The following is a 12,841-nucleotide window of genomic DNA, read 5'->3' as shown; positions in this document are numbered from 1 at the left end:
GGCCGCCAGTAAGCTGAGAAGGTGCAACTGGTGAAAGATGGAAAACGTGCGGTCCGGCTCGCAAAGCGAGTACTGAAGGGACGGCGTGCGTTCTTTGAATTGCGTGGTTTGTTGGAGCACCGGGGTCCGCTCCCTGAACAACATTTCCGCGTGGGGGTGTATTTTGCCGACAGCGACGTCAATATTTATCAGATGCGGCAGTGGTACGCGCCGTTGCAAGAACTGTCTAAACGCTGGCCCGTGCTGGTGCTTGCCCGAAATGCGGCCGGTGCGCGCCAGCTCATTCGTGAAAGCGGGCTCGATGTTGCGTTTGCGCCAAAGGTGACCAGTCTTGAACGAATACTGGAAGAGCAATGCCTTGATGTTGTGCTGTACGTAAATCAGAACACCAGAAACTTTCAGATGATGCGCTATGGCAGTTGCTGGCACGTCTTTATCAATCACGGTGAGAGTGACAAGATGTACATGACCAGCAATCAGCACAAGTGCTACGACATGGCCTTAGTCGCGGGTGATGCGGCCCGAGTGCGGCTCTCAAACGCGCTTTGGGATTACGACGTCGAACGGCGTACGATTCCCATCGGAAGACCGCAGACGGACCACCTGAGCGGTCAACCACCGTTTGCGCCCGATGCGCGCACCGTGGTGTTCTACGCGCCGACCTGGGAGGGGGATCGCCCAGCCGCGTGTTACGGATCCGTGGCTACACACGGTGAAACGCTGGTGCGAGGGCTTCTTGCTACGGGGCGGCACCGAGTGGTGTACCGTCCACATCCTCGTAGCGGTGTGGTTAACCCGGAGTTTGGTGCGGCGAACAAACGCATTATTGAAATGATCACCGAGGCTAACGAGCGTGATCCTCAGGCCCACCACGTCTACGACCAGTCACCGACTCTGGGATGGCAGCTCAGCTTGCCCGACGTCGCAATCTGCGACATTTCGGCGATGGTCTACGACCGGCTTGCCACCGGAAAACCGCTCATGGTGACACGGCCTGTGGCCCTGAAGCCTCAGTCGACGAGAACGGCTACCTCAGTGTGTGCGAGTGGCTGGACGCGGCTGACAGCGCAGATGCTGAGAAAGTGCTGGACCGTGTGATCGGTGACGATGATGCGCGTGAGCGCCTCGTAACTTGGTCCCAGCACTACTTCGGTGACACGACTCCGGGGGCGCCAACAAAGCGCTTCCACGCTGCGATCGAAACGCTGATGACCCGTGCAGAGGAGCAGCGCAGAATCAAGGCCTAGCCTCCGTGATCGGCGTCGTAGCGCTTAAGTACCTCATCGATTGGGCCGTCTAACACCAGCTTACCGGCGTTGAGATAGAGTCCGCGTGTGCAGAATCTGCGCAGATCGCGCTCATTATGGGAAACGAGAAAGAGGGTTTTTTCTTCTTTGAGGAGCTCTTCGATGCGGTCGTAACACTTTGCACGAAACGCCTTATCGCCCACTGCTAGTACCTCATCGACCAACAAGACGGGCTCGTCCAGCTGTGACACAACGGCGAAGGCGACACGCACTTTCATGCCGCTCGAGAGATGTTTAAACGGGGTATCGATGACGTCGGCTGCCCCAGCAAAATCGATGATGGAGTCAAAACGGGCGGCAATCTGTTTTTTGCTCAGCCCATGAAGGCCTGCCGTGAGCTGTACGTTATCGCGCACCGTGAGATCTCCGACAAACCCACCGGTGATCTCAATGAGGGGAGCTACCCCGCCGTGAACGTTGACGGTGCCCTCGTCGGGAAACAGCACTCCGGCAACAATCTTCAGTAGTGTCGATTTGCCCTGTCCGTTACGGCCGACAACCCCAATGGCCTCGCCGCGTCGCACGTCAAAGGAAACATCGCGTAGTGCCCAGAACTCTCCCGGACGAGCGCGTCGTGCCCCTCCGGCGAAGAGGTCTTTGAAGCTGCGCCTTGATCCACGATTCCTGCGGAACCGCACTCCGAGGCCGCTTGCGGTAATGATCTTGTCGGTCATGTCACAGCTCCTTGAGGACGCCAGCGATGGAGCGACGGAACACCAGAGCGCCAATGATGAGGATAACTACACACTCAATGGCCGAGACAGCCATGAGATACCAGTTGATTTGATCCGGGAAGAAGCCGGCACGGAACATTGCAAAGATTCCTGAGAGCGGGTTAAGCCATGCGAGTGGTTGAGCAAACGGCGGCAGATCCGAAGCGCCATAAATGATCGGCGAAGCGTAAAAAAGCACACGTAGCAGTAGCTTAGATGCGCGCTCCAGATCTCGGAAGAACACCACGAGGGGGGAAATAAGAAGCCCTGTGCCCAGCGTCAAAATTGCGAGCAGGATCACTGCGACGGGAAAAAGTAACACGCCCCAGCCGATGTGAGCGCCTGAAAAGATCGCGAACACAATCAGCACCGGCAAGCTGAGGAGAAACTCGATGCCCTTTGAGCAGATAATGCGGCCAACCCAGATCCACCGTGGCATCGCGATGGATCTCACAAGTCGCACGTCACGCAAGAACGCACGCGTGGAATCGGAGATCGCACCGTTCACCCACACCCAGGGGAGCAACGCGGTCAGTAGGAAGATGATGTAGGGCGTTTCGCCGACTGTGCGATGAAAAACCTGCGTAAAAACGAACCAGTAGATGAGGCTCATGAGCAGCGGATCAAGGATCGACCACAGGTATCCCAACATTGAGGTCGAGTAGCGGACCTTCAGATCGCGTCGCGTGAGCAGCCACAGCGAAGACCAGGCACTCGCGCGCAAAGGTCGGCGCTCAGATGAAAAATTCACACTGTCTATTCTGCCGGTTTCCGAGCGCGCCGGGGCACACATACTGGTTTCTCTTAAATTTGCTAAATTAGATGGGTGCCGCCCGAAACCTCCTCAACTGTGCCCGCTTCCGAATCGCTAGCGGGGTCGACATCAACCGAACCTGTTTCTGGGAATGTTCCCGGTGCGCCGCGTGTTCGCCCCAGTCGTACCACCGTCGAACCCGTGGTTCCAGAGGCTGTGCCTGTTCCAGTGGAGGACGTTGCTGTGGACCAGCCTCCGGCTGAGCCCTCTACTCGAACGGGGCGTATTCAGGTTCCGGTTCCGTCTGTGGTGCGGGCGCGCGAGCGCGGTCGTATTGCTGCACAGAATCCTGTTGTGCTCAATGCTGAGATGCTTACCAAGCGTTACGGATCAGTGATTGCTGCGAATGAGGTGTCGCTTGCGGTGCACGCTGGATCGTTCACCGGTGTTGTTGGGCCGAACGGTGCGGGTAAGACCACAACACTCTCCATGCTTGCCGGGCTGCTCCGGCCAACGTCGGGTCGGGTTACGGTCAACGGTGTAGATGTATGGTCAGATGGGCCCGTTGCGAAGCGTTTGATCGGCACTCTCCCAGACCGTCTGCGTCTCTTCGACCGCCTCACGGGTGCGCAGTTGCTCTATTACTCCGGTGTGCTCCACGGGGTCGAGGGGAGCGCGCTGACGCAACGATCTGCAGAGCTGGCTGAAGTCTTTGGCCTTGAATCTGCGCTGGGACGTCTCGTGTCTGACTACTCCGCCGGCATGCAGAAGAAAATTGCGCTCGCGTGTTCAATGATTCACGCGCCTGAAGTGCTTGTACTTGACGAGCCTTTCGAAGCGATTGACCCAGTTTCGGTGTCGAATGTGACGGAGATCCTTGAGAAATACGTCGCCAGCGGAGGCAGCGTTGTGATGTCGAGTCACAGCCTCGATTTGATTCAGCGGGTCTGCGACCACGTATCGATCATCGTTGACGGTCGCGTTATTGCAAACGGCACCGTTGACGCGGTGCGTGACGGTCTCAGCCTTGAAGAGCGCTTCACCGCGCTCACCGGCACCAGCGACACGAAGAGGGGCTGGAATGGTTGCACGGCTCTTCCGACTCCGAGTAGCGCTGCTCGGCAGCGGGTTTCAGGGGTCGTTTACGAAGGGCCTGCGTACCACACTGTTGATTGTGTTACTCGCGGTGATTGCTGCGACGTTGGCTATTCTGCCAGCATGGGGGATCGACGACCCTGCTGACCGAGCCGCCGTCGACACGGTTGCGGGGCATTCCTGCTCATCGCGGTGTTTGTGATTCCGTTCTTTGAGAACCGGCGTAATCTTGAACCGCGACAGTTCGGCAGTTTTCCCGCGGGTCCGGGATCAGTAGGTTTTGCAATGCTGATCACCTCGATCGTGAGCTGGCCGTTCTTTCTGCTCGTTGTATGGCTGGTGACACTTGCTGTTGTCCGTCCCGAGTGGAACAATCCCGCATGGATCGCACCAGTCGCCCTCGCGCTTGCTGCGGTGCTGGCGGTGTGCAGCGTTCGTGTGATGTCCGCGCTCTCAAAGCTGATCGCGGGGCCACGGTTTGCCGGAGTGCTTCGTACTATTGGTGCCTTGCTGATCGTGGCTTTTTTGCCGGTGGCTGTCTACGCGGGGGCAACCGCGTTCGGTGCTGAAGACAGCACGATGATTGCAGACACCGCTGACACAATGGGATGGACGCCCTTTGGGGCTCCATTCGCTGCCCTGGCGGCCGCCGCCAACGGTGACCAGAATATTGCATTGATGCACTTGGGCGTTCTGGGTGCAGCGATCCTGTTCCTGGTTGCTGTTTGGGTTCCCATTGTGTGGGTTTCTAACCAGAGAATTGACCGCCCGGTTGGTCAGAGCATGGCTCACAGCGGTCTCGGCTGGTTTGAACGTTTTAGCGCGCGACCCGCTCAGGTCATTGCGGCTCGTCAGCTCACCTACTGGGCCCGAGACCCGCGCTACCGAGTCGCACTATTTGCGATCCCAATCGCGCCTATCTTCATGCTGCTCGCCTTCTGGATCGCGGGCGCAGACCTTACCTCGCTTGCGCTGCTGCCACTTCCCATCATTTTGCTGCTGCTCGGTTGGTCGCAGCACAACGATGTGGCGATGGACTCAACGGCCATCTGGGCTCACGTTGCGAGTGGCACCCGTGGTCGTGCTGATCGCGCCGGGCGTCTCGCTCCCGTGCTGATGCTTGGTGTTCCGCTCGTTCTGATCGGATCAAGCATCACGGTGACTGTGATCGGTGACTGGCGTGTGTTGCCCGCCGTAATTGGCATGAATGCCGCGGTGCTGCTGGTGTCGAGTGGTGTGGCGAGTGTGTTTTCGGTCATGACGCCCTACCCCGCGACCAGGCCAGGTGACAGCCCCTTTGCTCAACCGCAGTGGTCGGGAACGGGTTCCGGTCTTGCACAGACAACCTCTATGCTGCTTGCGTTGCTGCTTTCTGCCCCGGCTGTGTGGGTGGCGGTGCTGGCGTTCATTGACGTTGAGTTCATGCAGAACATCGGGGCGCTTGCGTTCGGAATCGGTTACGGGGCATTGATTCTGTGGCTTGGGATCTTGATCGGCGGCCGCATCTTCGATCGCAGCGGACCCGAACTGATTGCTGTGACTCAGGTCTTCGACTGATTGTTGCCCCTGTTTCGGGGTACAATTACGGCATGGGTATCTTTTCGCGTGATGCAGATTCGGTGGGCGGCGGTTCAGCTGGTGGAACCGATGTTCTTGATCGTGAACTTGAGAAAATTCTTGAAGACGCGCAGATTGAAGACGGTGACCACGAGCGCTTTTCGCACTACGTGCCGAAGGATAAAATCCTAGAGTCGGCTGTAACCGGTAAAGCAGTGCGTGCACTGTGCGGTAAAAAGTGGACACCCTCACGGGATCCCGAGAAGTTTCCTGTGTGCCCTGATTGCAAGCGCGTCTACGAGCGCATGAAGAAGTAGCGCTCGCGCTACACGTATTCTGTGGGGATCGCGGGATCTCCGCGGGTAAGGCTCATTGCAACAGCTGGAAGTTCCGCAACTCGTTGCCGGTGGCGTTCGCGCGCGGCTGCGATACCGGCTGTGCCGGTATGATCCAGTAGAACCTCGCCGTTGGTGACGAGCGGAACAAGGATCTCGCGTCCTTCGGCGGTTTTGGTGCTTGGTTGCTTGCTCTGAGAAACGCTACTGTGTGAACCATCGTTGACGACGATGGACTCAGCTACCGCGATCCCGCGTGAATTCAAACGACGGTACACACGTTTACGTCCGCCAACCGATACTTTGTCGGCAGACTTTTTAGCAACGGAGACCCAGTTGCCCTGCTCGTCCTCGTGCGCGACAAGTTTGTACACCATACCCATGGTTGGTGATCCTGAGCCGACGACAACTGAGGTGCCGACGCCAAAGCTGTCGACCGGTGAAGCCGCGAGCACGGCAACCGTGTGTTCGTCGAGGTCGTTGGTAACGGTGATGCGGGTTTGCGTTGCCCCCAGTTCGTCAAGAAGTTGGCGTACCCGGGCGACCACAACCGGCAGATCACCCGAATCGATGCGTACAGCTCCGAGACCGGTGCCTGCAACTTCGATGGCGGTGCGCACGCCCTGCTCAATGTCGTAGGTGTCGACGAGCAGGGTTGTGTCGGTTCCGAGCGTCGCGATTTGCGCCTCGAATGCCGCGCGTTCGCTGTCGTGTAGCAACATGAAACTGTGTGCAGCCGTCCCCATGGTCGGGATGCCGTAGCTGCGACCCGCCTCAAGGTTCGAAGTTGCACTGAATCCGGCGATGTATGCCGCGCGTGCGGCGGCGACGGCACTGTATTCGCTGGTGCGACGTGAGCCCATCTCAGCGAGAGGTTTGCCCTTGGCTGCGTGGCTCATACGTGAGGCCGCTGTGGCGACCGCCGAGTCGTAGTTCAGCACGCTGAGCGCGAGCGTCTCGAACAGCACCCCCTCAGCGAAACTTGCCTCGACATTGATGAGTGGCGACCCAGGGAAGAACACCTCACCCTCGGGGTACCCCCAGATATTGCCGCTGAAGCGAAAGTTGGCGAGCCAGTCGAGGGTTCCGTCGCTCACAACTCCGCGTGACTTGAGAAAGTCGAGTTCGGTGTCCGTGAAACGGAAACGGTCAATGGCCTCGAGTAGTCGGCCTGTTCCCGCGACAACGCCGTAGCGGCGGGCCCCTGAGAGTCGCCGGGTGAAGAGTTCGAAGACACTGCCGCGGTCTGCTGTTCCCGCGCGGCGCGCGGCATCGACCATGGTTAGCTCGTAGTGGTCCGTGAGGAGCGCAGTTGAGAGATGCACGAGTGCCAGCATAACTAATGGAAGTCACGGGACGATACTCCGGCGGGCGCGGCGAGTGGTTCGAACTTGTTGGCGATGACATTGATCACCCCCTCTGGAGAGCGTTCAAGCATTCCGCTGATGATAAGTGCGGGGGAGGATCGGGCCACGAGACGATTGCGAGCCCAGACGTTCGCCCAGGTCACCACATTGACGGTTCCCAACTCGTCTTCAATGGTCAGGAACGTAATGCCGCTGGCGGTGCCTGGGCGTTGCCTATGAGTAACCAGGCCGGCGATCTTCACCACGGTGCCCGGCGGAACATGGCGGGTGCGGTCGGAACGAATAACCCCCTGCGTGTCGAGTTCGTCCCGCAGCAGCGCGAGTGGGTGTGCGTCGAGAGCGATCCCTGTTGTCCATAGATCGAGGGCGGTTTGCTCGGCCGGGTTTAACACCGGAAGAAGGGGAGGTTGCACGTGCACAGCGATGCCTGGCAGAAAACGCTCGCGGTTGTCGGCAGCGGGGGATGCAGCCCAGAGAGCCTCGCGGCGGTCGAGGCCGAGGGTTTTGCAAGCCCCTGCCGCCGCCAGGGCTTCGAGCTGAGAGCGGTCGAGATCTGCACGGCGGGCGAGATCTGCGAGGTCGATGAAGGGCCCGTGCTTTCGGGCCAGTACGATACGCGTTGCGGTGCTCTGCTCGATACTGCGAATCTCAGCGAGGCCGAGACGAACGGCGAACTCACCGTCCAAGCGGTGCAGTGCGCCGGTGTCAGGGCTGCCGGGCACAAATGCATGCACGGGCGGCGGATTCTCTTGGCGAGGCAGGTGGGCGGTGCAGCCCGCTGAGCTGCGGCGTTGAGCGTCTGGTCCCCGACTGCCCACACGCTCGAGATCGGCGAGTGCGGCGGAGTGCTGCACATCTGCTGGGCGAACCTCTACGCCGTGTCGGCGCGCGTCTTCTACAAGTGTGCGGGGCGAGTAAAAGCCCATGGGCTGTGAACGCAGCAATCCAGCGAGAAAGGCCGCCGGATAATGCAGTTTGAACCAGGAACTCACGTAAACAAGTAGCGCAAAGCTGATCGAGTGGCTCTCCGCGAAACCAAAGTTTGCGAACGCCTCGATCTGCTCATAGAGGTGGGTTGCCACATCTCCTTCAATGCCGTTTTTGGCCATGCCTGCAAACAGCTTTTCTTTGAGTGACTCGATGCGCTCCTGGCCACGTTTGGACCCCATGGCCCGTCTCAGCAAGTCTGCATCTTCTGCCGTGCAGTCCGCTACCGCTACCGCCATTTGCATGAGCTGCTCTTGGAAGAGCGGCACACCTAGCGTGCGTTCGAGTACAGGTCGCAGCTTATCGTGTGGGTAGCTCACGTCTTCAGTCTTGTTCCTGCGGCGCAGGTATGGATGAACGGCGCCACCCTGAATTGGCCCCGGCCTGATGAGTGCAATCTCGATGACCAGATCGTAGAAACTGCGGGGAAGAAGGCGCGGTAGGGTGTTGAGCTGAGCTCGGCTCTCCAACTGGAACACACCGATTGCGTCGGCTCGGCACAGCATGTCGTAGACGCCCGGTTCTTCTTTGGGAATGGTGTCAAGGGTCCAATGTTTGTGCGTGTGCGCGGCCACGATATCCATCGTTTTCTGCAGTGCACTGAGCATGCCGAGTCCAAGTAGATCGAATTTCACGAGTCCCATCGACTCACAGGAATCCTTGTCCCACTGCAGCACGGTGCGGCGATCCATGCGGGCGTGCTCGATGGGACAGACCTCGCCCACGGGACGTTCGGTGAGTACCATGCCGCCCGAATGGATACCGAGGTGGCGCGGCGCGTGCATAAACTGCATGGCGAGTTCTTGCACGGGAACCGGGATCGAACTGGCTGTGTCTACCTCCAGATTGTTCCATCGTTCGAGCCCTTTGGTCCATGCGCGTTGCTGACCGGCACTGTAACCGAGCGCTTTTGCTGCATCTCGAATCGCTGCCTTCGGCCGGTAAGTGATGACGTTTGCGACCTGGGCCGAGTTACGGCGGCCATATTTGTCATAGACGTATTGGATGATTTCTTCGCGGCGCTCAGAGTCGAAATCGACGTCGATGTCGGGTTCTTCGTCGCGCATACTCGATAGAAAACGCTCGAAGGGAAGATTATGGAAGATCGCGTCGACCTCGGTGATGCCCAATACGTAGCAGACTGCAGAGGCCGCGGCCGATCCTCTTCCCTGGCAGAGGATCTTGCGGCGACGGGCCTCCCACACGAGATCGTGCACAATAAGAAAGTATCCGGGGAAGTCTTTGCGCTCGATGACGTTCAGTTCACTCTCGAGCCGGTCCCTGCGGTGACTGCTGAGGTGAGTACCGTAGCGCCGTGCGGCACCTTCCCATACAAGGTGTCGCAGGTATTCCATCTGGGTGCGCCCCACAGGCAGCGGGAGCTTGGGAAGTCGTGGGCGAGCGGCGCGCAGCGGAAAGGCTAACTCACTGGCGAGTTGTGCCGTGCGGGTTACCGCGTCGGGGTAGCGGGTAAAACGTCGCAGCATGGCAGCCCCGCTGCGGAGGTGCGCGGCGCCGGTTGCTGGCAGATGTTCGTCGAGTTCGTCGAGGCTGCGGCGTGCCCGCACCGCAGCCATGGCTTCAGAGAGCTGCGCGTGCGCCGGAACCGCGTAGTGCACGTTGCCTGTGGCGAGGGTTGGCAGGCCTCGTTCCGCGGCGAGTGAAGCGAGCCTGGCGTTTCTGGGATCGTCGCCGGGGTGCCCGTGGTGTGTGAGCTCGACGTAGACACTGTCTTTACCAAAGAGATCGGTGAGACGGTCGAGCTCCGTGAGCGCGAGTGAATCGCCTGTTTCTCGGGTGCTGGTAGCTTCAAGCGCGCGGCGCACTGACCCTTTACGGCAGCCTGTGAGAACCGCCCAAGCGCCCCGGCCCGTGGACGCGAGTTCTTCGAGGTTGTACTGTGGTCGACCCTTTTCTCCGCCGCTCAGCTGTGCCTCGGTGATCACTGAGGCAAGCTTGTGATACCCCTCAGTGCCCCGGGCCAAGAGCAGCAAGTGTGTTCCTCGTGGATCGGTGACTCCCAACTGAGGTGTATCCAGCCCTAGCGATAGTTCCGCGCCGTACACTGTCAGGGGAGCCGTGAGTCCGGTTGTTGCTGCGGCCCGGTCTGCAGCTTCAGCGGCTTCGGCGAAGGCGACTGCTCCGTAGAACCCGTCGTGGTCGGTGAGGGCAATGCCGTGGAGCTGTAGCCTTGCTGCCTCTTGTATGAGTTGTTCAGGAGCGGAAGCGCCATCAAGGAAGCTGAAGTGCGAGTGTGTATGGAGTTCCGCGTAGGGCACAACTGGACTTTTTGCGTACTTCTGTGGGCCCTGCGAGTGCGTTGTCTGTGTGGGGGCGGTGACGTTTGAGCGGGTAGAACGGGGCGCTCCGGAGTCTCTCGCGGGCTGCGAGGTGTGCGCGGATAGCCTTCGTTCGAACTCGCTCCACGGAAGGGGATCGTTGCGCCAGCCCATCAGTCGTAGTGTCCCTCTGCGAACCAACGCTGGCCCTCTTGAAACAGTAGCCAGGCGTCATCTCCGGCAAGTTGGACTTGAAGCCTAAATCTGGGGTGGTGCTTTGCCACCACCGTTCCCGAATCACCCACGGTGTCGACCAGTGAACCACGGGCGCATCCACGGCGTATTGCTTTATCCGCAGTCTGCAAGGAGAAGTGGAGAGGAGATCTTCGGAGTCGACGTGCACAGGGTCCCCCGAACCATCAAGAAGCTCTGCGGAGAGGGGCTCAGGAAAAACCTGGCTGGGGTGGGGCCAATGATTGCACCAGGCCAGGGCGCAGCGGCTGATGTTCGATGGCTTGGTTTCTGAGCTCGTGTTGTGCCCCAGGGAACAAAACGTTGGCGCTCGGCGAGTAGCCGTCCTCCAGCAAGCTCTATTGTGCCGACGCCAGTGTGGCCGAGTCTGCTTTGAACGCGGCTCAGGTGATGATGTACGCGAGCGTCTGGCTCGTTGTTCCAGAGACCGGGCTCGTGGGCAGCGGCGTGGTCGGTGTGTGTAGGGGTAACGCGCACGTGTGTGATGCCAGCCCCGGTGCGTTCGGACGCTCTGGCTATGGCTGCGGCCTGCCAACGGATGCGGCCGACAGTATCAGCCGCGGTGAAGTGGCGAGGATGGAGCCACTCGCGTTCGTGGTGTGCGCCGATGTCGTCGGTGAGTTCAACACGAAGCGCGGTGCAAACTAAATGCTCAGCTATAAACCCTGCAACAAACTGTTCCGCGAGCGCCGAACAGGCAAAACCGAGCTGCTCAGCGGTATCGACGGGTGGTTCGAACGCGATCTCTGCACTGAATTCACGCGCAGGAACGCGCGGTTGTGCCTTATCGCTGTTGCTAGGGTCTGCGGCGCGAGCGCGGCGATGCGCTGCGACTCCCTCAGTTCCAAAACGCTGCTGCACGGCCTCTTCCGGAAGAGCGGCGAGCGCTCCCAGCGTCCGAATGCCGAGCCCAACGAGCAGTGTGGCGAAACTCTCGCTCGTGACTCGACTTACCGGTAAGGGGCTGAGAAAGGCTGCAGAGTTGCCAGGAGGCACGATCCTGACCCGCTCGCTCGGCGAAGCAACCAGAGCGGAGTTCGTTGTTTCCCGAACAGCCTGTTCTGCCGCAAACAAACCATCAGCGATTCCCACCCCTGCATCGGGTAATCCAAGTTCTATGGCGAGGGAGATGAGTGCGTTTGCTGCTTGTTCTTCGCTTCCGTAGTAACGGGCTGGCCCGCGTGCCCGCATAGCGCACAGGCCAGGGCGCCGCACCTCGACTCCCGGCACGAGCCGTTCGAGCTCGGCAGCGACTGGGGCAAAACGACGCAGGTCAAGTTCTGGATCGTGCGTGTGCACGACGAGGCTGGGGCACCTGGACTGGGCCTCGCGTTCGCGGAGGCCGATTCGCACACCCTCGACGCGTGCAGCAGGGGAACATGCCACCACACGGTGCTGGGCGATAAGTGCGATAGCGGGGTCGGGCGCCTCTTCTTGATCCCGCAGGAACGCCTGGATCGGCCAATCCGGCACCCAGAACACCAGTGTACGCTCCGCGGCGGTCATTGCGGCACCAGCCGGTGGAGCTTGGCCAGACCTGGATCGACGAGGCTACCGTGCGCGAAATGCACGGTGTGTGAGGTGACGCCGCGCCGATCCTGAGCCTGTACAGTGACCTCACGATCTTCAAGCGCACCGAAACCGTCACCCAAACCGCTCCAGCGAGACGCCGTTACGCGAAATGTGCTCTCGGATTGTGGCCACTCGTGCGTGACCACTAGAGCGGCACCGTGCTCACGTAACCTTGCGGCGATGCGAGCTACATCGCCCTGTCTGGGGAGCTTGTGGGCAACAGTAACAATACGGTGAGGATCTCGCTCAATGCCCCGCACAGTCCGAATGCATCGGCCCCAGGGTTGGGGATTAAAACGCAACGCTCGAGTGCAATCCCGAGTGCCGCAGCTGTTTCGGCACCTAGCGTCGGGTAACCGATGATGCCGCACCAGGCGCCGGATGCCGATGAGGCGGCGAGCATAGAGAGAGCGAGCTGCTTTGAACCCTGGACTGAGTAACTCGCGCCCTTTCGCAGTGCCCCACCTGGGAAGAGCTGGCGCAGTCCCGGGGCCGTTGGGAGAGCGCTGTCATCGAGCCTCAGCGGTTGCATCTGGGTGATGCGCTGCTGGAGCGTACGGACGGTCGATGAAGAATGCATGAAGCAATATTCGAACATATGTTCGAATAAGTCAATCCCGGAT

General features: G+C 59.9%; 9 protein-coding genes and 1 pseudogene. 4 read left to right on the top strand and 6 right to left on the bottom strand.

What is annotated here, in order from left to right; all coding sequences use genetic code 11:
- Nucleotides 1-21 precede the first annotated feature (21 nt).
- Nucleotides 22-1,247, top strand: a pseudogene (locus G7066_RS08970) (hypothetical protein).
- Here the strand turns inward: G7066_RS08970 and G7066_RS08965 are convergent.
- Together G7066_RS08965 and G7066_RS08960 are read right to left on the bottom strand one after the other, a co-directional pair.
- Nucleotides 1,244-1,981: an ABC transporter ATP-binding protein gene (locus G7066_RS08965; protein WP_166330560.1), complete on the bottom strand. Its 738-nt coding sequence runs from the start codon at nt 1,979-1,981 to the stop codon at nt 1,244-1,246. The pseudogene G7066_RS08970 and the gene G7066_RS08965 overlap by 4 nt on opposite strands.
- Before the next feature lies 1 nt (nt 1,982).
- Nucleotides 1,983-2,771 carry an ABC transporter permease gene (locus G7066_RS08960; RefSeq protein ID WP_244302859.1) on the bottom strand — a complete coding sequence of 263 codons (789 nt, stop codon included), beginning with the start codon at nt 2,769-2,771 and terminating at the stop codon, nt 1,983-1,985.
- A gap of 246 nt (nt 2,772-3,017) precedes the next feature.
- Here G7066_RS08960 and G7066_RS08955 point away from each other — a divergent pair, with 246 nt between their 5' ends.
- The 3 genes from G7066_RS08955 (at nt 3,018) to G7066_RS08945 (ending at nt 5,743) form a co-directional block, all read left to right on the top strand.
- A complete protein-coding gene (locus G7066_RS08955; RefSeq protein WP_244302858.1) occupies nt 3,018-4,016 on the top strand; it encodes an ABC transporter ATP-binding protein in 999 nt (332 codons plus the stop codon).
- A gap of 138 nt (nt 4,017-4,154) precedes the next feature.
- Nucleotides 4,155-5,426, top strand: a complete 1,272-nt coding sequence (locus G7066_RS08950) for a hypothetical protein (protein ID WP_244302857.1) — start codon at nt 4,155-4,157, stop codon at nt 5,424-5,426.
- Between the two features lie 32 nt (nt 5,427-5,458).
- Nucleotides 5,459-5,743: a DUF3039 domain-containing protein gene (locus G7066_RS08945; protein WP_166330556.1), complete on the top strand. Its 285-nt coding sequence runs from the start codon at nt 5,459-5,461 to the stop codon at nt 5,741-5,743.
- An 8-nt stretch (nt 5,744-5,751) separates the two neighbouring features.
- On the opposite strand, the gene G7066_RS08940 is transcribed toward G7066_RS08945, so the two are convergent.
- The 4 genes from G7066_RS08940 to G7066_RS16105 all read right to left on the bottom strand — a co-directional run bounded on the left by G7066_RS08940 (nt 5,752) and on the right by G7066_RS16105 (nt 12,478).
- A complete protein-coding gene (locus G7066_RS08940; protein ID WP_205881412.1) occupies nt 5,752-7,086 on the bottom strand; it encodes a nicotinate phosphoribosyltransferase in 1,335 nt (444 codons plus the stop codon).
- 14 nt (nt 7,087-7,100) lie between these two features.
- Nucleotides 7,101-10,568: an error-prone DNA polymerase gene (locus G7066_RS08935; RefSeq protein WP_166330552.1), complete on the bottom strand. Its 3,468-nt coding sequence runs from the start codon at nt 10,566-10,568 to the stop codon at nt 7,101-7,103.
- Between the two features lie 174 nt (nt 10,569-10,742).
- The gene (locus tag G7066_RS08930; RefSeq protein ID WP_244302856.1) at nt 10,743-12,152 is read right to left on the bottom strand and encodes a DNA polymerase Y family protein; all 1,410 of its coding nucleotides are present in this window, start codon (nt 12,150-12,152) and stop codon (nt 10,743-10,745) included.
- On the bottom strand, nt 12,149-12,478 hold the full coding sequence (locus G7066_RS16105) for a hypothetical protein (protein WP_244302855.1): 330 nt from the start codon (nt 12,476-12,478) through the stop codon (nt 12,149-12,151). The genes G7066_RS08930 and G7066_RS16105 overlap by 4 nt, the downstream gene beginning before the upstream one ends.
- Nucleotides 12,479-12,841 lie beyond the last annotated feature (363 nt).

Source organism: Leucobacter coleopterorum, from assembly GCF_011382985.1.
In the GTDB taxonomy this organism is placed as follows: Bacteria; Actinomycetota; Actinomycetes; order Actinomycetales; family Microbacteriaceae; genus Leucobacter; species Leucobacter coleopterorum.
The sequence above is the reverse complement of the archived record's forward strand: the minus strand, read 5'-3'. Positions and strand labels throughout refer to the sequence as shown.